The organism is Bradyrhizobium sp. BR2003, assembly GCF_009720285.1.
In the GTDB taxonomy this organism is placed as follows: domain Bacteria; phylum Pseudomonadota; class Alphaproteobacteria; order Rhizobiales; family Xanthobacteraceae; genus Bradyrhizobium; species Bradyrhizobium elkanii.
Genome location: NZ_SMYJ01000014.1, coordinates 92,863 through 119,631, shown reverse-complemented (window position 1 = coordinate 119,631; position 26,769 = coordinate 92,863). Strand labels below are relative to the sequence as shown.

Sequence of the window (26,769 nt, the reverse complement as noted above, 5' to 3'; positions counted from 1 at the left end):
ATCCGGGGCCGGTTTCTCCGCGTAGAGACTATCCCGGATTACGCTTCGCTCCATCCGGGCTACGTGAGGGAGAACCGCGCTCACGCCGGCGGCTGGAAGGTCCGCAGGGTGCGCGCCTTGTAGTCGTAGAGCTTGCCGGTCTCGGTCCAATCAGGCGAACACATCGGCACGATGAATTCGGCGGCCATGTCGGGCGTGTCCAGCGTCATCGGGTCTTCGCCGGGAAACACCTGCGCGCGCATCCGGGTGCGGATCGGGCCGGGGCTGAACAGGTTGACGCGGAGCGCCGTGTTGGCGGCCTCGTTGGCCCAGGAGCGCACCAGTGCCTCCAGCGCGGCCTTCGAGGCCGCATAGGGGCCGAGATAGGCGTTGGCCTTGTGGGCCACGCCCGACGTCACGAACACCGCGCGGCCGGCGTCGGACTGGCGCAGCAGCGGGTCCATGCAGCGGATCAGCTGGAAGTTGGCGGTGACGTTGATCGCGAACACGTCGTTCCACGGCTTCAGCTCGATATGGCCGAGCGGCGAGGAGGGACCTGCGGTGCCGGCATTGCCGACCAGGATGTCGAGCTTGCCGTGGCGCTCATGCAGCGCGAGCCCGAGCCGCGCGATGCCGTCGTAATCGGTGAGCGAGAGCGGCACGAGGGTGGCGCTGCCGCCGGCCGTGCGGATCTCGTCGTCGAGCTCTTCCAGCCCGCCTTGCGTGCGCGCCACCGCCACGACATGCGCGCCGGCCTTGGCCAGCGCGACCGCGGTCGCGTAGCCGATGCCGCGCGAGGCGCCGGTCACGAGGGCGATACGGGAGGCGAGGGGTTTTGTCATGAGCGTAACTCTATCGTCGTCGTCCCTGCGAAAGCAGGGACCCATACGCCGCGGCGGTCGTGTTGTGTAAAGGTGTTCGTAACCGATGCCGCCCGAAAAAACGAGGGCCGGTGGTTATGGGTCCCTGCTTTCGCAGGGACGACAGTGGTGGCCTCAGCTCGCCTCCGCCAGCAGCGAGAGCTGGCGCGGCGGCGCCTCGGTTTCGCTCTGGTCGGTGAGGTGGGTCGGATAGGCGCCGGTGAAGCAATGGTCGGCGAATCTCGGATTTGCCGGATCACGCCCCTCATAGCCCATCGCGCGGTACATGCCGTCGATCGACAGGAAGGCGAGCGAGTCGGCGCCGATGATGTCGCGCATCTCCTCGAGCGAATGGGTGGCGGCGAGCAGGCCGCCGCGGTCCGGCAGGTCGATGCCGTAATAGTCGGGATAGAGGATCGGCGGCGAGGCGAGACGGAAATGCACCTCGCGGGCGCCGGCGTCGCGCATCATGCGCACGATCTTCTTCGAGGTGGTGCCGCGCACGAGGCTGTCGTCGATCAGGATGATGCGCTTGCCCTCGATCGCGGCACGGTTGGCCGAATGCTTCATGCGTACGCCGAGCTCGCGCACGCTCTGGGTCGGCTGGATGAAGGTGCGCCCGACATAGTGGTTGCGGATGATGCCGAGCTCGAACGGCACGCCGGAATACTGGCTGTAGCCGACCGCGGCGGGCACGCCGGAATCCGGCACCGGCACCACGACGTCGACCTCGGGATGGCTCTCGCGCGCGAGCTGCGCGCCGAACGCCTTGCGCACGTCGTAGACCGAGCGGCCGCCGACGATCGAGTCCGGCCGGGCGAAATAGATGTATTCGAAGATGCAGGGCCGGGCCGGCTTCGGCGGAAACGGCTTGTGGCTGTGCGCGCCGGCCTCGTCGAACACGATGATCTCGCCGGGCTCGATGTCGCGGACGTATTTCGCGCCGATCATGTCGAGCGCACAGGTCTCCGAGGTCAGGATCGGACAGCCGTCGAGATCGCCGAGCACCAGCGGGCGGATGCCGAGCGGGTCGCGCGCGCCGACCAGCTTCTTGTTGGTCAGCGCGACCAGCGCATAGGCGCCCTCGATGGTGCGCAGCGCCTCGATGAAGCGGTCGATGAAGCGGGTGCGCTTGGACTGCGCCACGAGATGCAGGATCACCTCGGTGTCGGTGGTCGACTGCATCATGGCGCCGCCCTTGACCAGCTCGCGCCGCAGGGTCAGGCCGTTGGTGAGGTTGCCGTTGTGGCCGACCGCAAACCCGCCGGCGCTGAGCTCGGCGAACAGCGGCTGCACGTTACGCAGGATGGTGCCGCCGGTGGTGGAGTAGCGGACATGGCCGACCGCGGCGTTGCCGGGCAGGCGCTCGATCACTTCGCGGCGGGAGAAGGCGTCGCCGACCAGGCCGAGGCGGCGTTCACTGTGGAAGCGGCTGCCGTCGAAGGAGACGATGCCGGCAGCTTCCTGGCCGCGGTGTTGCAGGGCGTGCAGGCCGAGTGCGGTGATCGCGGCGGCCTCGGGATGGCCGAAGATGCCGAACACGCCGCATTCCTCGCGGAGCGTGTCGCCATCGAGATCGGGGTGATATCTGAGAGGGTCCTGCAGTTCGATCGGGCCGAGGTCGAGATCCATTTGGTCGGTATGATCCGAAGGAGTCTGCATCTCGTTCATCGCCTCTCGTAAGGGCCCAAATAGTTTATCGGCCCGCGGGTTTCTCGATCAGCTTTTTCAAGCTGTCACGCGCAGGTTTGCTATAGCCATCACCCGACGCCGGCGTCGCCTGATCATTGGTATCGGCCGCAGAATCGTCGTCTGGCTTATTCTTCTTGAACTTCTTTAAGATGGTGTTCTCGGGGTCGTCAGGCAAGAGCGACATCAGCCAATCCCCGGTTCCCTGCAGCACCACCCGGGACTTCGCCCCGGTCACCCAATCAGGCCGCTGCTTGTCCGGAACCAGCCAGGTGAAGAACATGAACGCCACGACCACGATCAGGAGGCCGCGGGCGAGCCCGAACAGGAAGCCGAGGGTGCGGTCGAGCGCGCCGATCCGGGAATCCAGGATCATGTCCGAGATCCGCACCGTGACGATCGAGACCACGATCAGCGTGCCGATGAAGACGCCGGCGACCACGACCACCGCTGCGACCGTGTCGTTGTTGAAGTAGGTCTTGGCGGTCGGCAGAAGCTTCGAGAACGCATACAGCGTGACCAGCGCGGCGGCGCCCCAGGCCGCGATCGACAGGATCTCGCGCATGAAGCCGCGCACCATCGCGAGCAGGCCCGAAATCAGCATCACGCCGAGCAGGACGAGATCAAGTATCGTTATGGGCATCGGCTGGTCAGGTCCGCTGGGTACGTTTCGGTACGCTGTTAAGGGCTTACGTTGTTAAGGGCTCTCGCGAATCGGCAAAGTCGGTGCCGTCCTAACTGAGGCGCATTGGGGGCATCCGGCAAGGCCAGAGCGCCGCCTGTCCCGCGCGGCGGATGTATAGCGGCGGGGGGCTGATACGTCACGCCCGCTTTAGCTGGTCTCGCGACGGAATCGGGCCGGTGTGGCATTTTTCTCAGCCGTATCAGGGCCTCCGGAGCCGCCCGGGTCGCGCCGGCCGCCCCGGGGCGTCCCGCGTGCCGCAATTTCGGCGACCAGCGCGGTGAGATTGCCGACGCTGTTGAGGGTGAGCCCTGAATCGCCGCCGCTCTCGCCGCGGGCCGATTCGGGCAGGATGGCGCGGCCGAAGCCGAGCTTGAGGGCCTCCTTGAGCCGGGCCGGGGTCTGCGCCACCGGGCGGATCGCGCCCGATAGCGAAATCTCGCCGAAATAGACCGCATCCGTCGGCAGCGGCGCATTCACCAGCGAGGAGACCAGCGCGGCCGCCGCCGCAAGATCCGCGGCCGGCTCCTGGATGCGCAGGCCGCCGGCGACATTGAGATAGACGTCATGTCCGGACAATTTGACGCCGCAATGCGCTTCCAGCACCGCGAGCACCATCGACAGCCGGCTCGGATCCCAGCCGACGACGGCACGGCGCGGCGTGCCGAGCGACGTCGGCGCCACCAGCGCCTGCAATTCGACCAGCACCGGACGGGTGCCCTCGATGCCGGCAAACACCGCCGTGCCGGGACTGCCGAGCTCGCGCTCGGAGAGGAACAATTCGGAGGGGTTGGTGACCTCGCGCAGGCCGAGGCCGGTCATCTCGAACACGCCGATCTCGTCGGTCGCGCCGAAACGGTTCTTCACCGAGCGCAGGATGCGGAACTGCTGCGAGCCTTCGCCCTCGAACGACAGCACCGCATCGACCATGTGCTCGACCACGCGGGGGCCGGCGATCTGGCCGTCCTTTGTCACATGGCCGACCAGGATGATCGCAGCGCCGGTTTTCTTGGCAAAGCGAATGAGGGCCTGCGCCGAGGCGCGGACCTGGGTCACCGTGCCGGGCGCGGATTCCACCGTGTCGGTCCACATGGTCTGGATCGAGTCGATCACGATCAGGCGCGGCACCGCGCCTTCCGACAGCGTCGCGACGATGTCCTCGACCGACGTTTCCGAAGCCAGCTGCACCGGCGCGTCCGCGAGCCCGAGCCGTTCGGCGCGCAGCCGCACCTGGGCGACCGCCTCCTCGCCGGAGATATAGACCGCGCGGTGGCCGGCACGCGCCATCATGCTGGTCGCCTGGGTCAGCAGCGTGGATTTTCCGATGCCGGGATCGCCGCCGACCAAAAGCACCGAGCCGCGGACGAAGCCGCCGCCGGTGACGCGGTCGAGCTCGGCCATGCCGGAGGACAGCCGCGGCGCGTCCTGGGTCTTGCCGGACAGCGATTCCAGCGCAAACGTCCGTCCCTTGCGCTTGCTGCGGATCGAGACCGGCACCGAGCCTGTGGTGTCTTCCTCGGCCAGCGTGTTCCACTCGCCGCAGGAGTCGCACTTGCCCTGCCAGCGATTATACGCCGCGCCGCAGTTCTGGCAGACGAAGGAGAGGGTGGATTTGGCCATGGAGCAGGTGAGTCGCGCTATCGCGCATGATGCATAGCACGGTTCGGCCGCCGCGCACGATCCATCGAAGACCGAGTGCCAGATGGCGGGGCCGGCTCAGCGCGAGAATACCCGCGTTCCGCCCGGCCAGCGCGGCTTGTCTCCGACCGGGCTTGCGCCGATTTCCCAGCCGACGCCGCCCCACAGCACGTCGACAGCACCAAGTTCGCCGGCGCTGTCACGGACGTAAAACACGTTCGGCTTGGCGTTGACTTCCAGCGGGCCGTTGCTGCCGCTGGGCTGTCGCCTCAGCGCGCACCAGACGTCGGCCAGCCTGCTCTCGTGACTCTGACCCAGTTTGGCGAGGATCTCCTTGTCGCTCGAGGCTGCGCTCAGGATGAAGGTCTGCAACGATGCGCCGCCGCTATCGTCCTCGATCTTGTTCGTGAAGCGCTGCGCGAAGGTCGCGCCCAACCAGGAAATCCTGACCGGCGCGCTCGAGGCGATATCCTCCTTGAAATGTTCCCGCGCGACGAATTTTTCGGCGCGGGGAATTGCCGAGGTCGACGACGGATCGGACGGTTCCTCGCTTTTCGGCTGCAGGGAACATGCAACGCGGTCAGCAGCGGCAACGGCACCCGGTTGTCCCGGCCTCGTATCGTCTGCCGCGACGCTCAAGCCATGTGTCGCCAGAACAACGGTCAACCACAGGGTGAAGCTTGGTTGGCGCATCTTGTTGTTGTCCCTGAATCCGCTGTGCTCGCAGAGACAAGGTAAACCGCATCTTGCAGATGTAAATCAAAGATCAGGTTTCTGGTTAAGGATAAAAAGTAAGTTCAACTACAGCGCGAATTTGAATCAAATGCGCTTCGCGCAAGGGAACTGCTCTCGTTTGTGCGCGCGGTCAAACGTCGATGTCCCGCCTCGACAGCAGCAGCGGCGGATTCTCGCGCGGCATCAGGCTCGTCGGCAGAGCCCGGCAGCATCGCGCCTGCGCGCGCAGCGGATCGCTCCAGCTCCAGCGAACCCGCCACGACGGATTGTTCGCGTAGGCCGGAATGCGCCAGACCCAGATCGTCTCGTAAACGCTGTCTCCCAACTGCGCGACATCGGGCGTTGCCGTCGGCCAGAACGCCGAGCCGGCAACGGCGAACGTCACAATCGCCGTAGTCGTGATCATCATCTTGCGCATCGCGCGCCTGCCTTTCCCGCCTGTCGTGGGCTTTGACAACCCGCGACTCCCAATGCTTCGACTTGCGATCCCGTATTCGTCAGGCCGACATCGGCGACATCAGGCGCCGAGCTCTGTGCCCGATCTGCACGCCATGTGTCGCTGAACTCGTGTCGCCTGAAACTCTCGGGACTCGCATCCGGGTCGTCGATCAACCCTGTGATGCCTGCTGGAGCAAAGTTCTTTTCCGCAAACGATCAAGTGCAAGTAATGAGATTGTCATAAACGCAGTGGCCGGATGGTGGCAATCCGGATAACAACGGAAGCCGAGGGTTCAACAAAACTCTTTCGGGGTACACGCCACCCGATGCGCAAAGCCCCGTAGAATTACGACATCATCGGGAGGATGTTGGTGTCACGGTGAAATCCGTTTGCAGAAGGCCCGGTCTCACGCTGCCGATGTCGGAATTTTACTGCGTCATTGCAGACCACAGCAACGCCGTGCCCGCCGCCAGCATGATACCGTCCATGATCAGGCGGAATGACTCCGGCTTCAGCTGCAGCACGAAGCGCTTGGCGATGAAGGCGCCCGCCATCAGCGAGGCGCCGGCGATCAGGCCCTTCAGCGCGATGTCCGGCGTCAGCGCGCCGAAGCGCTCGAACGTCACCGACTTGCTGACATAGAGCCCGAGCGAGCTTGCCGCCTCGGTGGCGAGGAACGCACCCTTGCTGAGACCGTAGAACAGGAACAGCGGCACGCTGAGCGGACCGGTCGAGGCCACGATGCCGGTGAGATAGCCGATGAGCGCACCGCCGATTGCAAGATGCCAGAGATTGGCCTCCAGCCTGTGCCGCGCCAGCCAGTGCCGCACCGGCACCATCGCGATCAGGAATACGCCGATCGCGATATCGACTGCATGCGAGGGCAGGGCGAGCAGGGTGCGCGCGCCAAGCGCGGCGGCCGGGATGCCCGTGATCGAGTAGGCGATGCAGGCACGCCAGTCGACCTCGCGCCACCAGGCGAGGATGCGCGACAGATTGGCCATCACGGCGGCGACGGCCATGATCGGCACCGCCTGCTTCGGCCCGTACTGATGGACCAGCACCGGCATCAGCATGATCGACGAGCCGGTGCCGACGATGCCGGAAATGGTGCCGGCGACCAGGCCGACGATGAGGACGAAGAGGAAGCCCACCTGCGCGCTCCGGTGAGGTGATCCCGAGCCATGCTGAATGCGTGTCCCGGGAGAGGGGCTCAGTGTGACCTCATGGTTCGAGACGGCGCAAGGGCGCCGCCGAACCATCGACGCGCCATCGTGCGCCGAGCAGCAAGACTTGGACAAATCAAGACCTGGACAAATTATGTCGCGAGAATGCGGAGGTATGACTCGAACCACATATTCGGTGTCGTCCCTGCGAAAGCAGGGACCCATAACCACCGATGCTGCTTGTTGAACGATGCTGGGACGACGAGTCCCGTTCTCAACACCCGCTGCGGCGTATGGGTCCCTGTGTCTGGAGAGTCTGTCATGATGGGGTGGGTGGGAAGCCGTTGGGTCCTTGGCGCTTGACGCCGTGAGCCGGCTCGGTCTCCCGCCCGTTCCATCTACAAACCTGAACAGTTGCACGAGGCTGCGTCAACAGACCTCGCATCACAGGGACAGGCACCATGATCATATCCCTTCGTTACGTCGGAATCGACGTCTCCAAACACCATCTCGATATCTTTGATGAGGCCGTCGGAGTGCCGGAGCGCATCGCCAACGCGCCACATGCCATCACAGAGCTGGTGGCGCGTTGGCGATGCGATGCGTTGGTGGTGTTTGAGGCGACCGGGGTCTATGACCGCGAACTCCGCGAGGCATTGCGCCAGGCCGGCATCCGCTTCGCCCGGATCAACCCAGCACGAGCCCGCGACTTTGCCCGCGCCTGTGGACAGCTCGCCAAGACCGATCCGATCGACGCGCGCATGCTCGCCGCCTTTGCCCGCGCCATGCGGCCCGAGACCGAAGCCGTCATCACGCCAGCTCGCGAAGCCCTCACATGGCTGGCCAAACGGCGTGATCAAATGGTTCTGACGCGCAGCCAGGAGAAGAACCGTCGCAGCGAAGCCGCTGACCGTGCCATCGTCAGCCGCATCTCCCGCTTCATCGACTTTCTCGACGAGGAGATCGCCGAGATCGAGGCCGAGATCAGCGCGCTCATCAAGGCCGAGCCCGAGATCTCGGAAGATGCCCAGCTGATGCGCACGGTACCTGGCGTGGGGCCGGTCGCATGCACGCAGCTGATCGCCCAGATGCCGGAACTCGGCCGCATCGGGCCCAAGCAGGCAGCTGCCCTTGCCGGACTGGCTCCCTTCAATGTCGACAGCGGTACCTGCCGTGGCAAGCGCAAGATCGGCGGCGGGCGCAAGCGCGTCCGCGATGCCCTCTATATGGCCGCCCTGAACGCCGTCCGGCGCGCCGACCCCTTCAAGGTCTTCTATGCAAGGCTGCGCCAGGCCGGCAAACCGGCCAAGCTTGCCCTCATTGCCGTTGCTCGAAAGCTGCTCACCATCCTCAACGCCATGATGCGCGACAGAAAGCCCTATCGGACAGCCCCTTCAACATAACAGTTGCCTGCTTTCGCAGGGACGACAGCGTCATTGTGGTTCGAGCGCGATCACTTCAGCACCACCCACGCCGGCGCGTGATCGCTGGCGCCGTCCTCGCCGCGGATGGCGCGATCGACGCCGGCTTTCACGAGCCGCGGCGCCACTGCGGGGCTGAGCAGGAGATGATCGAGCCGGAGGCCTGCATCGCGTGGCCAGCGCTGGCGCTTGTAGTCCCAGAAGGTGAACATCGGCGCGTCCGGATGCAGGGTGCGGATCGCATCGCACCAGCCCTGATCGACCAGCGCCTTGAAGGCGGCGCGGCTCTTCGGCTGAATCAGCGCATCCTTGTCCCAGGAGCGCGTCGGGTAGATGTCGAACGGCGTCGGCGCGACATTGTAGTCGCCGGCGAGCACCACTGCGACGTCCTCTTTGAGCAGCTTGGCGGCATGGGCGCGCAGCCGCTTGAACCAGGCGAGCTTGTAATCGAATTTCGGCCCGGGCTGCGGATTGCCGTTCGGCAGATAGAGGCTGGTGACGACGATGCCGCGCACTGCGGCCTCGATGTAGCGCGCTTCGTGATCGCCGGCATCGCCGGGCAGGGCGGTGCGGATCAGCACCGGCTCGGCCTTGCGCGCCAGGATGGCGACGCCGTTCCAGGTCTTCTGTCCCCGCCACACCGCGCCGTAGCCGGCCTGCTCGAGCGCAGCCGCGGGAAACTCGGCGTCGCTGGCCTTCAGCTCCTGCAGGCTGACGACGTCGGGCTTCGCGGTCTTGAGCCAGCGCAACAGGTTGGGCAGGCGGCGGTTGACGTTGTTGATGTTGAAGGTCGCGATCTTCGTGCGCACCGGCAATCGCGAACCTTGATCATGTCAGGTGGACGTCGCCGTTGGCTCGGCGGCCGGCAATGGCGGCGGCGCAGCGGGCGCTGCCGTCGGCAAGGCCGGCGGCGCCGCTTGCGTGGCGGCCGGCTCGCTGGTCTCGGCGACCGTATCGCTTCTCGCAGCGACGGCATCGCCGCCCTTGTAGATGCGCACGAAGCGGCGGCCGAGGCTGGTCAGCACCTCGTAGCCGATGGTGCCGAAATGATGCGCGACCTCGTCGACCGTGATGCCTTCGCCGATCAGCGTCACCATGTGGCCGCGCCGCACGGCATTCTTGTCGAGGTCGGTGACATCGACCGCGATCAGGTCCATCGAGACGCGGCCGGCGATCGGGCAGCGCTTGCCGGCGACCACGACCTCGGCGCCGCGGGTGCCGTCATTGGCGCTGGCGGCGCGGAAATAGCCGTCGGCATAGCCGGCGGAGACGATCGCAAGCCGGGTTGGCCGGCGCGCGGTCCAGGTGCCGCCATAGCCGACGGTTTCGCCGCGATCGATGTTGCGGATCTGCACGATGCGCGCCTTGAGATCGACCACCTGCTGCATCGGGTTGTCGGCCTCCGGCGTCGGATTGACGCCGTAGAGCGCGCAGCCCGGCCGCACCATCTCGAACTGGAATTGCGCGCCGAGAAACACGCCGGAAGAATTCGCCAGCGAGGCCGGCACGCCGGTGAACAGGCTCGCGATCTCGCGGAAGCTCGCAAGCTGCTTGGCGTTGGCGGGATTGTTGAGCAATTCGGCGGAGGCGAGGTGGCTCATCACCAGTGTGATGCCGTGGTCGCCGGCATTGATCCGCGGGATGATGCCCTGCGCCTCGCTGACCGTGAGCCCCAGCCGGTTCATACCGGTGTCGATATGGATGGCGGCGCCGCCGGACCAGCCGGAGCGGCGGCAGAACACGTCCCATTCGGCGAGCTCGTTGAGATCGCCGATCACCGGCTTGCAGTCGATCCTGGCGTAGGCGTCGCCGGTGTTCTGGAAGAAGCCGCCGAGCGAATACACCGTCGCCTCGGGAGCGGCCGCGCGCACCGCGGCGGCCTCCTCCACGCTGGCGACGAAGAAGGTCTTGCAGCCGGCCTTGGCGAGCGCCCGCGAAACCTGCTCGGCGCCGCAGCCATAGGCGTTGGCCTTGACCACGGCGGCGCATTCGGCCGGCACCGCGGTCTTCTCGAGCTTGCGCCAATTGGCGATGATGGCATCGAGGTCGATGGTGAGGATACCGCTGGCGGTCGGGTGGGCCGCCAGCAAACTGGCCTCGGGTGTCAGCTGCGATTTCGCGTCAGTCACGATGTTCATGGCTCAGTTGTACGCGGGTGCCTTGCGTCGTTCAACCGAGTCCGGATCTCAGTGCCCGTGATCCGGAACCTGACCGTCGGGTGCGAGGTCGCCGAAGCGCGTCACGCTGGCCTCGAAGTGCAGATCGACCGTGCCGGTCGGACCATGGCGCTGCTTGCCGATGATGACTTCGGCCTTGCCGTGGGCAAGGTCCATGTCCATCTGCCACTTCTCATATTCCGGCGTGCCTGCGCGCGGCTCCTTGTTGGCGAGGTAGTATTCCTCGCGATAGACGAAGATCACGACGTCGGCGTCCTGCTCGATCGAGCCGGATTCACGCAGGTCGGACAACTGCGGCCGCTTGTCGTCGCGGTTTTCGACCTGACGCGACAGCTGCGACAGCGCGATGATCGGAACGTTCAGTTCCTTGGCCAGCGCCTTCAGGTTGGTGGTGATCTCGGTGATTTCCTGCACGCGGTTGTCGGTGCCGCGTTTGCCCGAGCCCTGCAGCAGCTGGATGTAGTCGATCACGATCAGGTCGAGGCCCTTCTGGCGCTTGAGCCGTCGCGCCCGCGCGGTGAGCTGCGAGATCGAGAGACCACCGGTTTCGTCGACGTAGAAGGGCAGCGATTGCAGCTCGATCGAACAGTCGCGGATCTTCTCGAAATCGAGCTCGGAGATGCCGCCGCGACGGATCGAACTCGAGGGGATGCCGGTGCGCTCGGCGAGAATACGGGTGGCGAGCTGTTCGCCGCTCATTTCGCAGGAGAAGAAGCCGACACAGCCGCCATTGACTGCCTTGGTGGTGCCGTCCGCCTGGACCTCGGGCACATAGGCTTTGGCGATGTTGTAGGCGATGTTGGTGGCGAGCGATGTCTTGCCCATGCCGGGACGGCCGGCGAGGATGATGAGGTCGGACGGCTGCAGGCCGCCCATCTTGGCGTCGAGGTCGCGCAGACCGGTCGAGATGCCCGACAGCTTGCCGTCGCGCTGGAACGCCTTCGCCGCCATGTCGACGGCGATCGTCAGTGCCTGTGCGAATCGCTGGAAGCCGCCGTCATAGCGGCCGGTTTCAGCAAGGCTGTAGAGCTGCCGTTCGGCGTCCTCGATCTGGGCGCGCGGCGCGAAGTCGACCGGCGCGTCGTAGGCGACGTTGACGATGTCCTCGCCGATCTGGATCAGGTTGCGGCGCAGGCTGAGATCGTAAACAGTGCGTCCGTAGTCCTGGGCGTTGATGATGGTGGTCGCTTCGGCGGCAAGCCGGGCGAGGTATTGGCCGACCGTCATGCCGCCGATGTCGAGCTCGGCCGGCAGGAACGTCTTCAGGGTCACGGGGTTCGCGACCTTGCCCATCCGGATCAGGCTTCCGGCGGTCTCATAGATTTGCTGATGGATGGTCTCGAAGAAGTGCTTCGGTTCCAGGAAATCGGAGACCCGGTAGAAGGCGTCGTTATTGACCAGGATTGCGCCCAGCAGGCCCTGTTCCGCTTCGATGTTGTGCGGCGCACTCCGGTAGGCCGGGGATGCGGCGTCGGGCGCGAGCTTGTGGACGTTCGAATCAATCAAGGCCATGGACGAGCTTATTCTTCTGATTTCGTCGTTACTGAGATTTTCGGATGTGGGGCCCGCGATGAAGCGCCAGCCCGGCACGAAGCGAAAGGACGGATGTTTCTTATGCACGATTCACACAACGCGAGGTGTGAATCCGAAACAGTCGGATGCATTCCGCTTGACGGGGGGGGGGGTTGTTCGAAACCGGGCGGGACCCGGCCGATCAGCACTGTCGTTGGCAAAAATCGGACGCCGTCTGAACCTTTTGCCAAGCGAGCGGACCCATGGAGAGGCGAGGCGGCTGTTGGCGTCGATTTCTCAGACCAGGATGAGGAAGGCCAGCGCGATCAAGGCGGCCACCACGCCAGTGGCGATCAGGGCGTAGTCGGTCGCGATATCGCGCTGCGGGTCCAACATCGTCTGATGTGTTTCTCGGGTCATTCCGGACCACTACGACAGCCCGGGACAGACCTCTGTGAAGCAGATCACATGCGCCGCATTTTTTTGCGGCAGGTTCGCGGGAACGACCCGGCGGATTCCGGGTTGTCTTCGCTCAGGGAAGATACGGCGGCGATGGCTCGAGAGTTTCAGACAGCGCGATCAGGGCTCGGCCGGGCAGGTGGCATGGACCGTCGCTGGCTGGCGGCGCTTGTCGATGCCATGGAGCAGGCGGCGCGTCCGGAGGTCCGCAATGTTCCCTGCGATGCCGGGTTGATTTCCGCCGCTGCGGCCCATCTGGCCCGTCCCGCACCGACCTTCGCCCATTGCAGGTCGGTCTACAGCCTGCGCAACTAGCAGCACCTGTTCCTTCAGACCTATTCGCCGGCGAGTTGCAGGCGGGGCTTGGCCGCGCCGGCCTCCTTCAGCCGCAGACGGGCTTCTTCGCCGCCGATATAGTCGCGGGTGGTCGGGACGACGCCCTGGCGCTTGGTGAGCTGCAGCTGGAAGTTCATCATGTTCTGCACGCGGAACGACATCTCCGAGGCAGCCAGGTAGAATTCCCACATCCGGGCAAAGGTCTCGTCGTAGAGCCGCACGGCCTCCTCGCGCCGCGCCATGAACCGCTCGCGCCACGCCTTCAGCGTCTCGGCATAGTGCAGGCGCAGGATCTCCATGTCGCAGATCAGCAAACCGGCCTTCTCGATCGCCGGCATGACCTCGGACAGCGCCGGAATGTAGCCGCCGGGGAAGATGTATTTCCGGATCCAGGGGCTGGTGACGTCGGGGCCGGTCGAGCGGCCGATCGAATGCAGCACCATGACACCGTCGTCGCTCAAGAGTTCGGCGCAGCGCGCAAAGAAGGTTTCATAATAGGCGACCCCGACATGCTCGAACATGCCGACCGAGACGATGCGGTCGAACGGCCCGGGGATGTCGCGGTAATCTTGCATCAGGAAACGCGCGGAGTGCGCCAGGTTCCGCTCCGCCGCCCGCGCGTTGGAAATCTGCAGCTGCTCGGTCGACAGCGTGACGCCGGTGACGTCGGCGCCGCTCATCTCGGCGAGATAGAGCCCAAGGCCGCCCCAGCCGGAACCGATGTCGAGGATGCGGTGCCCGGGCTTGATCAGGAGTTTTGCGGCGAGGTGGCGCTTCTTGGCGAGTTGGGCATCGTCCAGCGTCGTGTCCGGTGTCTCGAAATAGGCGCAGCTGTATTGCTTGTCCGCGTCGAGGAACAGGGAATAGAGGCGGCCGTCGAGATCGTAATGACGGGCGACATTGCTCCTGGATCGGCCGCGCACGTTGATCTGCTGGGCGCGGCGTCCGAGGAAGCGCACCCACGCCTGCAGCCTCGCAAAGTTCGGCAGCATGGCTGCCTGACCCATCAGGACCGCCAGCACGTCGGCGATGGTGCCTTGCTCCACCACGAACGTGCCGTCCATGAAGGCTTCGCCGAAATAAAGCTCGGGATCGACCAGGACGCGGAGTTCGGCCGCTCGCGTCATAAAGCGCACGGCGACCGGTACGCCCGTGCCGTCACCGCAGGTGAATTGAGCGCCGCTCGCGGTCGTGAACGTGATCGAACCGCGGCGGATGAAGCGCCCCAAGAAGTATCGCAACAATCGGTCCATCGAAATACCAACGGAACGGCAAGCTGCACACCGACACCACCGGAGTTGATCACTCCAATGTGTCCCCGATCTCAAGATAGGCAGGGAATTAGATCGCGCTATTGCGTTGTGGTCAAAGCCGATATTCCAAAATGTGACAATTGCGTGGATGCGTCATGGGTGCGCTTCCATTCGCGCGATAATCGGCTAAAAGGTGACCGCCGCGGCCGATCCACTAGGCGCTGGCGGCGATTTTTCCGGAATCTGGAGACTTAAGGAATGTTGAGCCGAGCCCTCAGTCTGGCGACGGTGGCGCTTCTGATTGGCTGCCTGTCAGCCGTATCGGCGCAAGCGCAAAACCTCGAGGCCGGCAAGAGCCCCTCCCAGATCTTCGCAAGCACCTGCACAGCTTGCCACAAGAGCCCGCGCGGCCTGCTGAAGTCGGTGCCGGCCGGTTCGCTGCCGGGCTTCCTGCGCCAGCACTACACGACCTCCGGCGACATGGCCGGCGTGCTTGCGTCCTATCTGATTTCCAACGGCGCCAACGACCCGCGCTATCAGGCCAAGGATCAGCCCAAGGGGACCAAGGACGGCGCCAAGGGCCGGGACGGCCGGCAGGAAGCCAACCAGTCGCCGGAGCAGCCGTCCGAGCGTCCGGCCCGCCGACGGCACCAGGATGCAGCGCCGCAGGAAGGAGCCAAACCCGACGCCGATGGCTTGAATCCCGAAGGACGTCCAGGTCGCCACGGCAAGCGGATGGTCCGCCCGAGCGAGGCGCCGGAGGGCGCGAAGCCGGATGACGGCCAGACGCCGCAGGCCGCCGGCGAGGGCAAGCCTTCGCGGCAGAAGCATGGCCGCCGCGGCAAGCCGGTCGAGGAGCCGAAGTCCGAGGACGGGTCCAAGAGCGGGGCTGCGACCAGCGAGCCCAAGACCGAGCCCAAGGCAGCTACCAAGCGCGAGGACAAGGGTGAAGCCGAGAAGCCGGCGAAGCCCGCCGCCGAGCCCGACACCGCAAAGGTCGACGCGCCGAAGAGCAATGGCGGCGGCGAACCGGCTGCCGTGCGACCCGATCCGGTTCCGCAGGTCACACCGGCGCCTGCAGCGGCCGCGCCTGCCGCGTCCGAGCCGGCCGCAGCCGCAACGCCTGCTCCGGCGCCAGCCGCGCCGCCGGTGACTGCGACCGCGCCGCCGCCACCTCCGCCGACGACGCCGGGCTCCGGCCCACCGGAAGCTCCGACCTCGAAGTAATCGCCAACGCCGGGCCGCAAGGTCCCGGCGTATTCGTTTGACCGTTATTAGAGCAATGCTCTAGAGTGTTAATCTAGTGAGGAGAGGACGACTTGAGCACGGCGCGCGAAGATCTGCTGGCGGCAGGACTGGCGGTGTTCGACCGCGACGGGTTTGAGGGTGCGACGGTGGCCGAGATCCGCTCACGCGCGCGCGCGTCCAACGGCAGCTTCTTCCACTTCTTCACCTCGAAGAAGGAGCTCGCCGGCACCCTGTTCCTGGAAATCCTGCAGGCCTATCACGCCGCGATCATCACCTCGGTCGACGACAGCTGCGGCGCCGGCGAGGGCGTTGCGCGGCTGATCCACGCCCACCTCGATTGGGTCGTGAGCAATCGACGCGAGGCGCGATTCCTGTTCGAGATTTCGCGCAGCGAGTGGGGCGAGGAGGTGCGCGGCGCGCAGCGCAGCGAGAATTCGCGGCTCACCGACGGCATCGAGCGCTGGCGCGCGCCGCTGCTCGCGCGTGGCGAATTGCTGCCGATGAGCGCCGTGCTGTTCTTCAGCCAGATCATCGGGCCGGCGCAGATCTTCTGCCGCGCCTGGCTGTCGGGCCGCCATACCGGCGATCCGCGCGAACAGGTTGATACGCTGATCGCCTGTGCGATCCGCGCGGTGGTGGCGCCGGGTGCGCCGGAGCGAGCAGGAGGAACGTCATGAGCGAGACCGATCCGGACTTTGCACCGATCGCGACACGAATTCGCGACAATGTCGGCCGGCAGGGCTTCATGGGTCTTGTCGGTGCCGAGGTGGCCGAGCTGTCGCGCGGCACGTGCACGCTCGCGGTCGACCGCCGTCCGGAGCTGTTGCAGCAGCACGGCCTGTTTCACGGCGGGGTGACGGCGTTTCTGGTCGACAACGCCACCACGATCGCGGCGGCGACGTCGCGCGGCCAGCCGGCGCTGACGGCGGAGTACAAGCTGAACCTGCTGTCGCCGGCATCGGGCGATCGCCTGATCTGCCGGGCGCGTGTGATCAAGCCGGGACGTCAGGTCGCCGTCGTTGCGGCCGACGTGTTCTGCGTCATCGACGGCAAGGAGAAGCACACCGCGACCGCATTGGCGTCGATTGCGATGCTCGACGACCAGGCGGCGGCACGAATCCAAAGCCCGGCCTGATCGAGGCCGAGCTTCTTAGCGTTTTCGAGCGAAGTGGATACCGGTTCGCGTGAAGAAAACCAGAACCGAGAGCATCGGTTCGGAATCGATGCTCTCGTCGGTTGGACGATGGCGAGAAGCTTACTTCTCTTCGGCGGCCGGTGCCGGCGCGGCTTCCTCGTCGTGCTGGGCTTCCGGATCGAAGAATTCGCCGGCGGCGGCGAGCGCCTCGGCGGCAGCGTCCTGGTCTTCCTGGCGGGTCGAGATGTCCTCGCCGCGCTTGATCCGCTCGGCCTCTTCGGCGGAGCGGGCGACCGTCACGGTGACGCTGGTCTCGACCTCGGGGTGAACGGCGATCGTCACCTTCTGCGCGCCGATCACCTTGATCGGCGAGTCGAGCCAGACCTGCGGGCGCGACACCGTCACGCCGTCGGTCGCCAGCGCGGCGACGATGTCGCGCACCGTGACCGAGCCGAACAGCTGGCCGGATTCGGAGGCCTGGCGGATGATGACGATGTCGCGGCCGTCGATCTTCTCGGCGACCTTGGCGGCTTCGCCTTTGGCCTTGATGTTGTTGGCCTCGAGCTCGGCCTTCATGCCGTCATACTTGGCGCGGTTCGCCTCGGTGGCGCGCAGCGCCTTGCCGCGCTTCAGCAAGAAGTTGCGGGCGAACCCGTCCTTGACGCGCACGACTTCGCCCATCTGGCCAAGCTTGGCAACGCGTTCGAGCAGAATGACTTCCATTTTCGTTCTCCTTTAGATGCTAAGTACGGGTTCAAGTGGTTGGATCGAATCTCAAGCCGCGGGCAAAGGCGGCGGTCTTGTCTGCAGATAGCGCTGGCGCAGCCCGAACACGGCGTCGGCAATGCCGAGCGCGAACATCGCCACGATCGGCCAGCCGAACATGGCGACGACCGCATAGATGCCGCCGAGCCAGAAACCGCGATTGGCGAGCGACAGCGTCAGGGTATGCAGCACCGCAAAGCCGACCAGCGCGTAGGCGATCACCAGCGCCGTAGTGACGATCTGCGCCAGCAGCGCAAGCATGCCGCCGACGAAGCTGGCGCCTACCGCCACGATCAGCGCGAGCAGCGTCATGGCGGGGAGTGCGGTGCTACGGAACTCCGGCCACGGTCGGTTCAGTCGCCCGGAGGTTTGCGTGATCTTGCCGGCGAGCCAAAGATTCAGCGTCAGCGTCACCATGGAGATGACCGTCGCCGCGAGCGGCGCGAAGATCACCAACGCGTCGACCAGTCGTTCGATGTCACCGCTGGGCTGCGCTTCGCCGGCGCTGAGCATCTTGAGCAGGCCGCGCCGCAGCGTGCCGGCGATCGTTTCGGCATCGGTGCCGAGCGTGAGCAGCGCGACGGTCGTGGTGATGATGGCGAAGGCTGCAATCCAGAGCAGGATGCGGCCGACGGGGTACCATTCAAGCGCAGGCTGCTGCTGCTTGGCACTGTCGCCGGCTGCGCCCGCGATCGGCCGTCCGAGCAGGGCGAGGTGGCCGAGCCACCAACCGGGCACGGCGACCATCATGGCAAATGCGATGCTGTAGGGAAGGCCGAAGATCGTGCCGAGAACGGATGCCGCACCCACTCCACCAATAGCGGCGGCGAGGGGACCCCAGCCGAGCGCCGCCACCATGATCGGCAGCGGTGCGAGATAGAACAGCAATATCGAGATCAGCGCGCCCGAACTGATCGAGGCGAACATCAGCGCCGACGCGGCGCCGGCTGCAAGAGCAACGGTGAATATTCCGATCATCAGCTGTCCCGCCCCCTTTGAGCGGTTAGGGGTCCTGCATCGAGAACCCCAACCATCGGCGACCGGACGACCCGGAAGCCTTATGAGAATAGACGGCCGGCGGCGCGCGCCGCCGGCCGTCGTCAATTAGCGAATGACGTAAGGCAGCAAGCCGAGGAAGCGCGCGCGCTTGATGGCGCGGGCGAGCTCACGCTGCTTCTTGGCGGACACGGCCGTGATGCGGCTCGGCACGATCTTGCCGCGCTCGGAGACGTAACGCATCAGCAGCTTGGAATCCTTGTAGTCGATCTTCGGCGCATTCGCGCCCGTGAACGGGCAGGACTTGCGACGACGGAAAAACGGACGGCGGGCACCAGCATCAGCCATGCTTCTTTACTCCTCGGTCGCAGCTTCTTCGTCGCGCGGACGGCGCGGACCACGGTCGCCACGGAAGCCACCCTCGCGGTCACCACGGAAACCGCCTTCGCGGTCGCCACGGAAGCCACCACCACGGTCATCGCGCTCGCGATCGCGATCGGCCTTGCGCATCATCGCGGACGGGCCTTCCTCGTGCTCTTCGACGCGCACGGTGAGGTAACGGATGACGTCTTCGTTGATCCGCTCCTGGCGCTCGATCTCGGTGACGACAGCCGACGGTGCGTCGATGTTCATCAGCACGAAATGCGCCTTGCGGTTCTTGTTCATGCGGTAGGTGAGGGAGCGCACGCCCCAGCTCTCGGTCTTGGTGACCTTGCCGCCGCCCTGTTCGACGATCCCCGTCATCTGGGCCGTCAGTTCATCCACCTGCTGGGTGCTCGCATCCTGACGCGCGAGAAAAACATGCTCGTAAAGAGGCATGGTTGTCCTTTCCTGTGTTGGCGCGGTTTCCGGCGACAAGCCCTTCGAGACCTTCGGAAAGGACTCGAGCTGCTCAGAAGGCGGGAGCACGGGACGACGGGCCGACTGGCCCTGCCACATCAAAATCAACGGGTGAATTTGCTGAGACCGTCCGTTCAGCTCCCGGCCGGAGCCCACGAATGGCGCGCTTATACGGATTTTGGCCGCGAAAGCAAGGGTTCTTGGCTCCGGATGCGCGAGGCGTCATAGCCCTCCGGGCCGTTTGACGCAACCTCAGGCGCTTTCCCGTTGATTTCTTTGTTTGTATGTCATACAAATATTCTTGGGAGGACGAGATATGGGTTCGGAGACCGCCAGCGGCACGTCTGCGCCCGATCCGAAGCACGCGGTTCGCGCGACGCGGTCGGCGGGGCGCAAGATGCGCTCGCTGCTGCTCGATGCCGCCAGCCGCCTGTTCAAGGAACGCGGGCTCTCGGGCACCTCGATCGCCGATATCGCCGCGGCCGCCGACGCCTTTCCGAGCCAGATCACCTATTACTTCCGCACCAAGGAAGCGCTGTTCGTCGAGGCGGCCAGCCGCGACATGCTCTATCTCGCGCGCGCGACCGAGCAGGCCGCCCTGAATGCCCACACCCCGCGGGACTACAGCCACGCCCTGGCCGAGACCGTGACCGCGACCGACACGGTCGCCTTTTTCGCGGAGGCCTTGACCCTCACGCGGCGCCGGCAGGACCTCGCGCCCCTCGTCGAGCGCACCATCGAACGCCTGCACAGCGAGGGCGCGCGCGCCTATGCGGGCCAGGTCGAGCGCCATGGCTGGCGGTCGCTGCGCGCACCCGAGGAGAGCTCGCGGCGGTTCTGGGCAATCGCGATCGGTGTGATCGTCGAAGGTTTCGCCATGGGCCGTGCTGCCGACGAGATGTGCCGCGAATTGCTGCGCGCGCTCGGTGAGCAGGCGACATCAACTTCGACGTCGGCCAATGACGGGACGCGTCTGCGGCTGGTCGGCGATCACAGCACTTCATCCTCAACGAACGGGGAGACAAGCACATGACCGCGCTTCGCATGCGAGCCCGCGATTTCCTGACCGAGGACGAACTGGTCGCGGTGCGCGAGCGCACGACGTGGAAGGGCGCAGCCCTGATCGTGCACGCCTGGGCGCTGATCCTGGGCGCGATCGCGCTGGTCGCGTGGTGGCCCAATCCGCTGACCTATCTGCTCGCGGTTGCGATCATCGGCTCGCGCCAACTCGGGCTCGCGATCCTGATGCATGACGGGGCGCACGGCTGTCTGTCGGCGGACGAGAGGACCAACCTGACACTGAGCCAGTGGTTCTGCGCCTATCCGATCTTCGCGGAGACCCGCGGCTATCGCCGTTATCATCTGCAGCATCATGCGCGGACGCAGCAGGAGGATGATCCAGATCTCGTGCTGTCGGCGCCGTTTCCGATCACGAAGATGAGCTACCGCCGGAAGTTCTTCCGCGATATCACCGGGCAGACCGGCTACCAGCAGCGCAAGGCGCAATTGCTCAATGCGATCGGGCCGAAGGAGTGGCCGTTGTCGCGGCGCGCCGCCAACTTCTGGCAGAAGCTCGGGCCGCAATGCGTCACCAACGCGCTGCTGTTCGCGGGGCTCGCCGCCGCGGGCGTGTGGTGGGCCTATCCGCTGTTGTGGCTGGTGCCGTTGCTGACCTGGATGATGGTGATCACGCGCATCCGAAACATTGCCGAACACGCCGTCGTGCCTGACAGCTCCGATCCCCTGCGCAACACCCGCACCACGCGGGCCAACGTCCTCGAGCGTCTGTTCATCGCGCCGTACTACGTGAACTACCATCTCGAGCATCATTTGCTGTTCTACGTGCCCTGCTACAACCTGCCGCGCGTCCATCGCATCCTGAGCGAAAGCCGCTATGCCGGCCGGATGGAAGTGCAGCCGGGCTACGCCGCCGTGCTGCGGCTTGCGACCGCCAGGCCCGCGAATGAGGATCGTCCGGGGCAACTGGTCAACAGCGCACGCCGGGCGAGGGCCGGCGCCAAGGTTAACGCCGACCAGAATGCCGGCGGGTTCTAGCCCGGAGCCGGACCGGCATCCCCAGGGTTCCTCCGTCGCGGCTTGACAGCACCGCCTCCGTCAGTGTCTTACGGCCCGGTCCGAGGCCGGTTGCAAGGCTTGGTTTGCAAGGGATTGGCCCGGACCCGCTGTGGCGCGTTTTGCGCGACGCGGATACCGTTTTCCCCTGCGGCAGGCCTAAAGGGCCTGCGCGGAGACCACGCTCAACAAGGTAGGGATCGCCGATGACGGCAGCATTTACGTTTCCCGGGCAGGGCTCGCAGGCGGTCGGCATGGGCAAGGCCCTGGCCGATGCCTTTCCGGCGGCCAAGGCGGTGTTCGACGAGGTCGATTCCGCGCTGGGCGAGAAGCTGACCGCGATCATCTGGGATGGTCCCGGCGAGACATTGCAACTCACCGAAAATGCCCAGCCCGCCCTGATGGCGGTGTCGATTGCCACCTTGCGCGTGCTCGAGAGCGAAGCCGGCTTCTCGGTCGGCCGCAACGCGGCCTTCGTTGCCGGGCACTCGCTCGGCGAGTATTCGGCGCTGGCCGCCGCGGGAAGCCTCTCCGTCAGCGACACCGCGCGGCTGCTCCGCACCCGCGGGCTCGCGATGCAGAAGGCGGTGCCGGTCGGCGTCGGTGCGATGGCCGCGCTGCTCGGTCTCGACTACGAAACCGCCGTGGCGGTCGCCAACGAGGCGGCGCAGGGACAAGTCTGCCAGGCCGCCAACGATAATGGCGGCGGCCAGGTGGTGGTCTCCGGCGACAAGGCCGCCGTCGATCGCGCGGTCGAAATTGCCAAGACCAAGGGCGCCAAACGCGCCATGCTGCTGCCGGTGTCGGCGCCGTTCCATTGCAAGCTGATGCAGCCGGCGGCCGACGCGATGGCAGAGGCGCTGTCCGGCGTGACCATCAAGGCGCCCTCGGCGCCGCTCGTCAGCAACGTGCTGGCCTCCGCCATATCAGATCCCGACGAGATCCGCCGCCGCCTGATCGAACAGGTCACCGGGACCGTGCGCTGGCGCGAGTCGGTTGCCTATATGGCAGGGCACGGCGTGACGCGGTTCTTCGAGATCGGCGCCGGCAAGGTGCTGAGCGGCCTCGTCAAGCGCATTGCCGACGGTGCGGTCGGCGTGCCCGTCGGCGGTCCGAACGATATCGCTGCGGCCAAGGACGCGCTCGCAGCTTCGGCTTGAAGCAGCCGGAAGGAGAATTCGATGTTTGATCTGACTGGCAAGACGGCGCTCGTCACGGGCGCAACCGGCGGCATCGGCGGCGCGATCGCGCAGGCGCTGCATGCGCAGGGCGCGACGGTAGCGATCTCGGGGACGCGGCGCGAGGTGCTGGACGGTTTTGCGGCCAAGCTCGGCGAGCGCGTGCACGTGCTGCCCTGCAATCTCTCCAGCAAGGATGATGTCGAGGCGCTGGTGCCGGCAGCGGAAGCTGCGATGGGGCAGGTCGACATCCTGATCGCCAACGCCGGCATCACCCGCGACAACCTGTTCGTGCAGCTGCGCGACGAGGATTGGGACGACGTGATCGCGGTCAACCTGACCGCGACGTTCCGCCTGGCGCGCGCCGCGACCAAACTGATGATGCGCAAGCGCTTCGGCCGCATCATCGCGATCACCTCGATCGTCGGCGTCACCGGCAATCCCGGGCAGGGCAACTACACCGCGTCGAAGGCCGGCATCATCGGCCTGATCAAGACGCTGGGCGCCGAATACGCCAAGCGCGGCGTGACCGCCAATTGCATCGCGCCGGGTTTCATCAAGACGCCGATGACGGATGCGCTCAACGACAAGCAGCGCGAAACCATCCTGGCGAAGGTTCCTGCGGCGCGCCTGGGAACGCCCGAGGACATCGCCGCTGCGGCGGTCTATCTGGCCTCGAACGAGGCCGCCTACGTCACCGGACAGACGATTCACGTCAACGGCGGGATGGCTATGATTTGAGCTGCTTGCTGGCTCTCGCAATGCGGCGAAAAGCCGTTTTCGGGAGCCGGTTCAGGCGTGTAGTCAAGGCTTGGGAAGTATGGTAGCTGAACCCCCCATGGATGGGCAAAGAACGCCATTGCAGGATTTTGAAACCCTGTATATTGGCGTGGCGACGCCTGCCGTTCGCCGGGGCTTTAATCGGCTACGACCGGGCCGAATCAAGACTATGCGCGACTGAGTAATCGAGACGACCACGATGGCTCGTATCGTCTTGGGGTCGGGTCCAATGGAACAACGAGGTTGAACGATGAGTGAGATTGGCGAGCGGGTTAAGAAGATTGTGGTCGAGCACCTTGGTGTCGAGCCCGAGAAGGTGGTCGATAGCGCGAGCTTCATCGATGACCTCGGCGCCGACAGCCTCGACACGGTCGAGCTCGTGATGGCATTCGAAGAAGAATTCGGTTGCGAGATTCCCGACGACGCGGCGGAGACGATTCTGACCGTCGGCGACGCGACCAAGTTTCTTGAGAAGAACGCGAAGAGCTGACGCCGATCGCGAATTTGACGGGGCCGGACGGACCGCGATCGAGCGGTCCCCCGGCTTCTTATTATCAGCAGCGCATTGCTGGCCGGAGACGTGGAAATGAGACGAGTTGTCGTCACGGGGCTGGGCATGCTTACACCGCTCGGCTGCGGCGTTGACGCAACTTGGGCGCGCATCCTCGCCGGAGACAGCGGCGGCAAGAAGATCGACACGTTCGACGTGTCCGACCTGCCGAGCCAGGTCGCCTGCTACATTCCGCGCGGCGACGGCTCCAACGGCACCTTCAATCCCGACCAGTGGATGGAGCCGAAGGACCAGCGCAAGGTCGACGACTTCATCCTCTATGCGATGTGCGCGGCCAAGCAGGCGCTGGACGATGCCAACTGGCATCCGAAGTCGGATGAGGACCAGTTCGCCACCGGCACGATGATCGGCTCCGGCATCGGCGGCCTCACCGGCATTGCCGAGACTGCGGTGCTGCTGAAGGAGCGCGGACCGCGCAGGGTCTCTCCCTTCTTTATTCCGGGCCGCCTGATCAATCTGGCCTCCGGCTACGTCTCGATCGAGCACGGCCTGAAGGGGCCCAATCATGCGGTGGTCACGGCGTGCTCGACCGGCGCGCATGCGGTCGGCGACGCAGCGCGGCTGATCGCGCTCGGCGACGCCGAGGTGATGGTCGCGGGCGGCGCCGAATCGCCGATCTCGCGCATCGGCATCGCCGGCTTCTGCGCGGCGCGTGCGCTGTCCACCGGCTTCAACGAGACCCCGCAAAAGGCATCGCGGCCTTACGACAAGGATCGCGACGGCTTCGTGATGGGCGAGGGCGCCGGCGTCCTGGTGCTCGAGGAATACGAGCACGCCAAGCGCCGCGGCGCGAAGATCTATGCCGAGGTGACCGGCTATGGCCTGTCGGGCGATGCCTTCCACATCACCTCGCCGCCGCCGGACGGCAATGGCGGCTTCCGCAGCATGAGCATGGCGCTGAAGCGCGCCGGCCTTGCCGCATCCGACCTCGACTACATCAATGCGCACGGCACCTCGACGCAGGTCGGCGACGAGATCGAGCTCGGCGCGGTCGAGCGTCTGCTCGGCAATGCGGCCTCGAAGGTCTCGATGTCGTCGACCAAGTCCGCCACCGGACATCTGCTCGGTGCGGCCGGCGCGATCGAGGCGATCTTCGCGATCCTGGCGATTCGCGATAACGTGGTGCCGCCGACCATCAATCTCGACAATCCGTCGGTGCAAACGGCGATCGATCTTGTGCCGCATACGTCGCGCAAGCGTGACGTCAATGTGGCGCTGTCCAATTCCTTCGGTTTCGGCGGCACAAACGCTTCCGTGATCGTGCAGCGCGTGACCAATTAGTAGGTCTTTAGAGCGTTTTCGAGCGAAGTGGGTACCGGTTCGCGTGAAGAAAACGCGTCAAAAACGAGAATCCAAAGTCCCGTACCGATTCGATTGGAACGGGACTTTAGAACTAGTCCACCGTTTTGCCGTATTCCGCGGTGACTCCTAATAGCGGGCGCATGCTATTGGCAGGGCAGGGGTTTGTCCGGCCACGATTCAACCGGCAGGATATTGGTTTGCATCGATGAGTGAGAGGCCGCCCATTTCACCGAGGAGTCCACGCGCCGCGCTGGAGCCCGAACAGCTTCCGCCGCCGCCCAAGCGCTCGGATCGCGCCCGCAATCCCTTCGTGATCGTCGGCAATGCCATCTTCACCATCCTGATCATCCTGATGATCGGCGCCGGAGCGACGTATTACTACGGCAAGCAGGCCCTGGAATCGCCGGGACCGCTGCAGGAAGACAAGATCGTCAACATCCCGGCGCGCGCCGGCAAGCGTGACATCGCCGACGTGCTCTCGCGTGAGGGCGTGATCAACGTCAATCCGTGGGTCTTCATCGGCGGCGTGTTCGCGCTGAAGGCAAGCTCCGATCTCAAGCCCGGCGAATATTCGTTCCAGAAGAATGCCAGCCTGCGCGACGTCATCGCCACCATCGTCGACGGCAAGGTGGTGCAGCACGCCATCACGATACCGGAAGGCCTGACTTCCGAACAGATCGTGACGCGGCTCTCCGACAACGACATCTTCACCGGCTCGGTGCGCGAGATCCCGCGCGAGGGCACGCTGCTGCCGGAGACCTACAAATTCCCGCGCGGCACCACGCGCGACCAGGTGATCCAGCGCCTGCAGCAGGCGCAGAAGCGCGTGCTTGCCGAAATCTGGGAACGCCGCAACACCGACACGCCGCTGAAATCGCCGGACCAACTGGTGACGCTGGCCTCGATCGTCGAGAAGGAAACCGGCCGCGCCGACGAGCGCAGCCGCGTGGCCGCCGTGTTCGTCAACCGCTTGCGCCAGCGGATGAAGCTGCAGTCCGATCCGACCATCATCTACGGACTGGTGGGCGGCAAGGGAACGCTGGGCCGTCCGATCAAGCGCAGCGAGATCACGCAGCCGTCGCCGTACAACACCTATGTGATCGATGGCCTGCCGCCCGGACCGATCGCCAATCCCGGACGCGCCTCGCTGGAGGCGACCGCCAACCCGGCGCGTACCCGCGATCTGTTCTTCGTCGCCGATGGAACCGGCGGCCACGCCTTCACCGAAACCTACGACCAGCACGCGAAGAATGTCGCCAAGCTGCGCGCGTCGGAGAAGCAGATCCAGAACGACACCGTCGAGCCCGCGGATGATCCGGCGCCTGCCGCCGCGGCGCCCGGCGCCGACACCAATCCCACGGCGACGACGCCGAAGCCCACCAATCAAAAGAAGCCGCCGCGCGGTCGGCAGGGCGCAGCCCGGCAGACCAATTCGCCGCCGGTGGTGCAGCGCTAAAGCGCGATCGTCATCGCGCTTTAGCTTCTTGTTTGAGCATGATCTTTCGGAAAACCGCTACACACTTTTCCGGATCATG

The 26,769-nt window shown here is 65.4% G+C and carries 27 protein-coding genes; 12 read left to right on the top strand and 15 right to left on the bottom strand.

Annotation, left to right across the window (positions count from 1 at the left end; genetic code table 11):
- Positions 1–80: 80 nt before the first annotated feature.
- The 7 genes from E2I15_RS08985 to E2I15_RS08955 all read right to left on the bottom strand — a co-directional run bounded on the left by E2I15_RS08985 (position 81) and on the right by E2I15_RS08955 (position 7,176).
- On the bottom strand, positions 81–821 hold the full coding sequence (locus E2I15_RS08985) for an SDR family NAD(P)-dependent oxidoreductase (protein ID WP_137479769.1): 741 nt from the start codon (positions 819–821) through the stop codon (positions 81–83).
- Positions 822–974: 153 nt separating this feature from the next.
- A complete protein-coding gene (purF, locus tag E2I15_RS08980) occupies positions 975–2,501 on the bottom strand; it encodes an amidophosphoribosyltransferase (RefSeq protein ID WP_137479793.1) in 1,527 nt (508 codons plus the stop codon).
- Positions 2,502–2,535: 34 nt separating this feature from the next.
- A complete protein-coding gene (locus E2I15_RS08975; RefSeq protein WP_026192677.1) occupies positions 2,536–3,171 on the bottom strand; it encodes a CvpA family protein in 636 nt (211 codons plus the stop codon).
- A gap of 189 nt (positions 3,172–3,360) precedes the next feature.
- A complete protein-coding gene (gene radA, locus E2I15_RS08970) occupies positions 3,361–4,830 on the bottom strand; it encodes a DNA repair protein RadA (RefSeq protein ID WP_137479770.1) in 1,470 nt (489 codons plus the stop codon).
- A 96-nt stretch (positions 4,831–4,926) separates the two neighbouring features.
- A complete protein-coding gene (locus E2I15_RS08965; protein ID WP_246668156.1) occupies positions 4,927–5,487 on the bottom strand; it encodes a hypothetical protein in 561 nt (186 codons plus the stop codon).
- Positions 5,488–5,713: 226 nt separating this feature from the next.
- On the bottom strand, positions 5,714–6,001 hold the full coding sequence (locus E2I15_RS08960; RefSeq protein ID WP_137479772.1) for a hypothetical protein: 288 nt from the start codon (positions 5,999–6,001) through the stop codon (positions 5,714–5,716).
- 449 nt (positions 6,002–6,450) lie between these two features.
- The gene (locus E2I15_RS08955) at positions 6,451–7,176 is read right to left on the bottom strand and encodes a sulfite exporter TauE/SafE family protein (protein ID WP_137479773.1); all 726 of its coding nucleotides are present in this window, start codon (positions 7,174–7,176) and stop codon (positions 6,451–6,453) included.
- A gap of 473 nt (positions 7,177–7,649) precedes the next feature.
- On the opposite strand from E2I15_RS08955, the gene E2I15_RS08950 reads away from it, so the two are divergent.
- Positions 7,650–8,591 carry an IS110 family RNA-guided transposase gene (locus E2I15_RS08950; RefSeq protein ID WP_155262285.1) on the top strand — a complete coding sequence of 314 codons (942 nt, stop codon included), beginning with the start codon at positions 7,650–7,652 and terminating at the stop codon, positions 8,589–8,591.
- Between the two features lie 50 nt (positions 8,592–8,641).
- Here E2I15_RS08950 and E2I15_RS08945 read toward each other — a convergent pair whose 3' ends face one another.
- Genes E2I15_RS08945 through E2I15_RS08935 form a run of 3 tightly spaced genes read right to left on the bottom strand, consistent with a single transcriptional unit; the run spans position 8,642 to position 12,298 of the window.
- The gene (locus E2I15_RS08945; RefSeq protein ID WP_155262284.1) at positions 8,642–9,424 is read right to left on the bottom strand and encodes an exodeoxyribonuclease III; all 783 of its coding nucleotides are present in this window, start codon (positions 9,422–9,424) and stop codon (positions 8,642–8,644) included.
- An 18-nt stretch (positions 9,425–9,442) separates the two neighbouring features.
- A complete protein-coding gene (alr, locus tag E2I15_RS08940; RefSeq protein WP_137482788.1) occupies positions 9,443–10,747 on the bottom strand; it encodes an alanine racemase in 1,305 nt (434 codons plus the stop codon).
- A gap of 48 nt (positions 10,748–10,795) precedes the next feature.
- Entirely contained in the window at positions 10,796–12,298 is a 1,503-nt protein-coding gene (locus E2I15_RS08935) for a replicative DNA helicase (RefSeq protein WP_137482787.1), read from the bottom strand.
- Between the two features lie 468 nt (positions 12,299–12,766).
- Here E2I15_RS08935 and E2I15_RS08930 point away from each other — a divergent pair, with 468 nt between their 5' ends.
- Complete coding sequence (locus E2I15_RS08930) at positions 12,767–13,072, top strand: hypothetical protein (RefSeq protein ID WP_155262283.1); 306 nt, start codon at positions 12,767–12,769, stop codon at positions 13,070–13,072.
- A 20-nt stretch (positions 13,073–13,092) separates the two neighbouring features.
- Here the strand turns inward: E2I15_RS08930 and E2I15_RS08925 are convergent, their stop codons facing one another.
- Positions 13,093–14,346 carry a cyclopropane fatty acid synthase gene (locus tag E2I15_RS08925; RefSeq protein WP_137482786.1) on the bottom strand — a complete coding sequence of 418 codons (1,254 nt, stop codon included), beginning with the start codon at positions 14,344–14,346 and terminating at the stop codon, positions 13,093–13,095.
- Between the two features lie 258 nt (positions 14,347–14,604).
- Here E2I15_RS08925 and E2I15_RS08920 point away from each other — a divergent pair, with 258 nt between their 5' ends.
- The 3 genes from E2I15_RS08920 to E2I15_RS08910 all read left to right on the top strand — a co-directional run bounded on the left by E2I15_RS08920 (position 14,605) and on the right by E2I15_RS08910 (position 16,729).
- Positions 14,605–15,573, top strand: coding sequence for a prolipoprotein diacylglyceryl transferase (locus E2I15_RS08920; RefSeq protein WP_137482785.1), 969 nt, complete (start codon positions 14,605–14,607; stop codon positions 15,571–15,573).
- Between the two features lie 92 nt (positions 15,574–15,665).
- On the top strand, positions 15,666–16,271 hold the full coding sequence (locus tag E2I15_RS08915) for a TetR/AcrR family transcriptional regulator (protein WP_137482784.1): 606 nt from the start codon (positions 15,666–15,668) through the stop codon (positions 16,269–16,271).
- Positions 16,268–16,729 carry a PaaI family thioesterase gene (locus tag E2I15_RS08910; RefSeq protein WP_137482783.1) on the top strand — a complete coding sequence of 154 codons (462 nt, stop codon included), beginning with the start codon at positions 16,268–16,270 and terminating at the stop codon, positions 16,727–16,729. Before E2I15_RS08915 ends, E2I15_RS08910 begins: the two co-directional genes overlap by 4 nt.
- Positions 16,730–16,849: 120 nt before the next feature.
- Here E2I15_RS08910 and rplI read toward each other — a convergent pair whose 3' ends face one another.
- The 4 genes from rplI to rpsF all read right to left on the bottom strand — a co-directional run bounded on the left by rplI (position 16,850) and on the right by rpsF (position 19,309).
- Positions 16,850–17,452, bottom strand: coding sequence for a 50S ribosomal protein L9 (rplI, locus tag E2I15_RS08905; protein WP_016844289.1), 603 nt, complete (start codon positions 17,450–17,452; stop codon positions 16,850–16,852).
- A gap of 51 nt (positions 17,453–17,503) precedes the next feature.
- A complete protein-coding gene (locus tag E2I15_RS08900; protein WP_137482782.1) occupies positions 17,504–18,472 on the bottom strand; it encodes a DUF2232 domain-containing protein in 969 nt (322 codons plus the stop codon).
- A 126-nt stretch (positions 18,473–18,598) separates the two neighbouring features.
- Positions 18,599–18,838, bottom strand: coding sequence for a 30S ribosomal protein S18 (gene rpsR / locus E2I15_RS08895; protein WP_016844287.1), 240 nt, complete (start codon positions 18,836–18,838; stop codon positions 18,599–18,601).
- Positions 18,839–18,844: 6 nt separating this feature from the next.
- Positions 18,845–19,309 (bottom strand): 30S ribosomal protein S6, encoded by a 465-nt coding sequence (gene rpsF, locus E2I15_RS08890; RefSeq protein WP_028335160.1) that lies wholly within the window; start codon positions 19,307–19,309, stop codon positions 18,845–18,847.
- Positions 19,310–19,646: 337 nt separating this feature from the next.
- Here rpsF and E2I15_RS08885 point away from each other — a divergent pair, with 337 nt between their 5' ends.
- From E2I15_RS08885 to mltG, 7 genes are all read left to right on the top strand, one after another.
- Positions 19,647–20,363 carry a TetR/AcrR family transcriptional regulator C-terminal domain-containing protein gene (locus E2I15_RS08885; RefSeq protein WP_137482781.1) on the top strand — a complete coding sequence of 239 codons (717 nt, stop codon included), beginning with the start codon at positions 19,647–19,649 and terminating at the stop codon, positions 20,361–20,363.
- Complete coding sequence (locus E2I15_RS08880) at positions 20,360–21,385, top strand: fatty acid desaturase family protein (RefSeq protein WP_038383697.1); 1,026 nt, start codon at positions 20,360–20,362, stop codon at positions 21,383–21,385. The genes E2I15_RS08885 and E2I15_RS08880 overlap by 4 nt, the downstream gene beginning before the upstream one ends.
- Before the next feature lie 224 nt (positions 21,386–21,609).
- On the top strand, positions 21,610–22,563 hold the full coding sequence (fabD, locus tag E2I15_RS08875) for an ACP S-malonyltransferase (RefSeq protein WP_137482780.1): 954 nt from the start codon (positions 21,610–21,612) through the stop codon (positions 22,561–22,563).
- Between the two features lie 21 nt (positions 22,564–22,584).
- On the top strand, positions 22,585–23,322 hold the full coding sequence (gene fabG, locus E2I15_RS08870; RefSeq protein WP_024581467.1) for a 3-oxoacyl-[acyl-carrier-protein] reductase: 738 nt from the start codon (positions 22,585–22,587) through the stop codon (positions 23,320–23,322).
- 289 nt (positions 23,323–23,611) lie between these two features.
- On the top strand, positions 23,612–23,851 hold the full coding sequence (locus E2I15_RS08865; RefSeq protein WP_002716125.1) for an acyl carrier protein: 240 nt from the start codon (positions 23,612–23,614) through the stop codon (positions 23,849–23,851).
- Positions 23,852–23,947: 96 nt separating this feature from the next.
- Entirely contained in the window at positions 23,948–25,213 is a 1,266-nt protein-coding gene (fabF, locus tag E2I15_RS08860) for a beta-ketoacyl-ACP synthase II (protein WP_026192681.1), read from the top strand.
- 226 nt (positions 25,214–25,439) lie between these two features.
- Positions 25,440–26,690, top strand: coding sequence for an endolytic transglycosylase MltG (gene mltG / locus E2I15_RS08855; RefSeq protein ID WP_137482779.1), 1,251 nt, complete (start codon positions 25,440–25,442; stop codon positions 26,688–26,690).
- Positions 26,691–26,769 lie beyond the last annotated feature (79 nt).